Origin of the sequence: Zhongshania aquatica, assembly GCF_027257955.1 — a bacterium.
Taxonomy (GTDB): domain Bacteria; phylum Pseudomonadota; class Gammaproteobacteria; order Pseudomonadales; family Spongiibacteraceae; genus Spongiibacter; species Spongiibacter aquatica.
In genome coordinates, this window is record NZ_JANZNQ010000080.1 from 1 (window position 1) to 1,572 (window position 1,572).

At 54.6% G+C, this 1,572-nt stretch carries 1 protein-coding gene; it reads right to left on the minus strand.

Features of this window, described 5'->3' with window-relative positions:
* A partial coding sequence (gene istA, locus O9X78_RS20685; RefSeq protein ID WP_269621582.1) for an IS21 family transposase occupies window positions 1-1,260 on the minus strand: 1,260 nt, incomplete at its 3' end.
* Between the last annotated feature and the right edge of the window lie 312 nt (window positions 1,261-1,572).

Genomic DNA, 1,572 nt, shown 5'->3' on the forward strand with positions numbered 1-1,572 from the left:
ACTCGCTGCCCAGCTCAGAAACCGCTGGGGTGACCACTCCTGATGTTTGCGATGTGCTTTGGCCATGTGCAATGGGTCGGTGGTGTGGCCACCGGCATGATGAACGCGAGGATGCACGGCGACTTGCCGGCCGTGATGGAAGATCGCCACCGTCGTATCGCCGGCATGCACCATCACCTCTTCCTTCACCAACTGGTAAGGCACCGAGTAATAATGACCGAGGTAATCGACGTGGTAATCCAGATGAACCCGCGCTTTTTTGATGTGGCGATAAGTGTACGCAGCACTGGGCAAAGGTTTTAGCGCCGGCTTATCCAGTTGTTCGAACTGGCTTAGCCGCGTGCCTGGGCGCTTCTTAAAGGGGCGGCGATTTAAATCATCTAACAGTGCTCTGATCGCCATGTTCAACGATGCCAAGGTATAGAACGTCTGCTTCCTAAGCCGCATCATGATCCAGCGCTCGACAATCTGTACGCCTACCTCAGCCTTGGCTTTGTCCTTGGGTTTATAGGGCCGCGCGGGCACGACCGCCACCCCGTAATGCTCGGCCATTTGCTGGTAGGTGGGATTGATGTCGGGGTCGTATCGACAGGCTTTACTGACCGCGCTTTTAAGGTTGTCGGGCACAACCACAGCGGGCAAGCCACCATAAAAGGCAAAGGCCCGAACGTGTGAACCCACCCAGTCGGGCAGGCTTTGCGACCAGGTGGCTTCGGCAAAGGTATACGAGCTGGCGCCGAGTACCGCGACAAAGACCTGAGCATCACGCACCAGGCCGGTCTCAGGATTCACGACCGACAAGGTCGGCCCGCAGTAATCCACAAACAGCTTCTCACCCACACAATGTTGCTGACGCATCGACAGCTGCTGCGTTTGGCGCCAGCGCTTAAATAACACGGTAAAGCGGGAGTAGCTGTAGTGCTTGCCCGGGTGCGCTTGGGCGTACTCTTGCCACAACAATAACCGCGTCATGCCTTTTTGTTTGAGCTCTTGCTCAATGCTCATAAAGTCGGGTTCGGCAACATTAGACGATGCGACCGTCGACCGCCGGGGCTGAAGCAGCGCCTGAAGCCCAATCTCAGACAGCTCATCCGGCAATGGCCAGTCGAGGCCCGCGGCGTCGGCGCGCTGCACATACTTGGAAACCGCACCCACGGATAGGCTCAGGCACAGGGCAATTTGACGCACCGACAGCTGAGCCTCGTAGTTGAGGCGTAGGAGTTCTCTTAACTTCATCATAGTGACTCTCTTGGTACTCATGGTCGTTCCCTGTGGTTGAACGAAAAACAAAGGGAACGCAGATTACGGACAATGCCGTTGCCTGCAAGAGATGAAGGGGGTTGTCTGCTATGGCTAAGAAATTTTGCTAAGCGTGAACACCTAATTTTGCGCGGTGGCAAAAGTGTTCACGGTTCGACAAAATTCAGTGTTCACAGTTGAGAAAATCGCTGTTTTTCAAGCATGTTGTCGCTTTTTACGGTTATGCGGCATCCTTTTCTGGGTTTAACTTCACTTCACTAATGAAGTCCCAGTTCCGGCAGCGCCGACTCCATCTTCCAGGGTTTTTAAGCT